Source organism: Pseudacidovorax intermedius (genome assembly GCF_001476815.1).
Taxonomy (GTDB): Bacteria; Pseudomonadota; Gammaproteobacteria; order Burkholderiales; family Burkholderiaceae_C; genus Xenophilus; species Xenophilus intermedius_A.
In genome coordinates this window covers 1-1,091 of sequence record NZ_LDSL01000265.1, presented here as the reverse complement: position 1 = coordinate 1,091, position 1,091 = coordinate 1, and the positions used below count along the sequence as shown (strand labels likewise).

1 protein-coding gene is annotated in these 1,091 nt (G+C 64.9%); it reads left to right on the top strand.

The features are described 5' to 3' along the window. Positions 1-1,091, top strand: a 1,091-nt coding sequence (tuf, locus tag NS331_RS25135; protein ID WP_058644615.1) for an elongation factor Tu, incomplete at both ends; no start/stop codon positions are given.

The following is a 1,091-nucleotide window of genomic DNA, read 5'->3' as shown; positions in this document are numbered from 1 at the left end:
CACGTGGACCATGGCAAGACGACCCTGACGGCGGCCATCGCCACGGTGCTGTCGGCCAAGTTCGGCGGCGAAGCCAAGAAGTACGACGAAATCGACGCGGCGCCCGAAGAAAAGGCGCGCGGCATCACGATCAACACCGCCCACGTCGAGTACGAGACGGCCAACCGCCACTACGCCCACGTGGACTGCCCCGGCCACGCCGACTACGTCAAGAACATGATCACCGGTGCCGCCCAGATGGACGGCGCCATCCTGGTGTGCTCGGCCGCCGACGGCCCGATGCCCCAGACCCGTGAGCACATCCTGCTGGCCCGCCAGGTGGGCGTGCCCTACATCATCGTCTTCCTGAACAAGTGCGACATGGTCGACGACGCCGAGCTGCTCGAGCTCGTCGAGATGGAAGTGCGCGAACTGCTGGACAAGTACGACTTCCCCGGCGACGACACCCCCATCGTCCACGGCTCGGCCAAGCTGGCCCTGGAAGGCGACAAGGGCAAGCTGGGCGAAGAAGCCATCATGAAGCTGGCCGAAGCCCTGGACACCTACATCCCGACGCCCGAGCGCGCCGTGGACGGCACCTTCCTGATGCCTGTGGAAGACGTGTTCTCGATCTCTGGCCGCGGCACCGTGGTGACCGGCCGTGTGGAGCGTGGCGTGGTGAAGGTCGGCGAGGAAATCGAAATCGTCGGCATCAAGCCCACGATCAAGACCACCTGCACCGGCGTGGAAATGTTCCGCAAGCTGCTGGACCAGGGTCAGGCTGGCGACAACGTCGGCATCCTGCTGCGCGGCACGAAGCGTGAAGAAGTCGAGCGCGGCCAGGTGCTGTGCAAGCCCGGCTCGATCAAGCCGCACACGCACTTCACCGCCGAGGTGTACGTGCTGTCCAAGGACGAAGGCGGCCGTCACACGCCGTTCTTCAACAACTATCGCCCGCAGTTCTACTTCCGCACGACGGACGTGACCGGCGCGATCGAGCTGCCGAAGGACAAGGAAATGGTCATGCCCGGCGACAACGTGTCGATCACCGTGAAGCTGATCGCCCCGATCGCCATGGAAGAAGGCCTGCGCTTCGCCATCCGCGAAGGCGG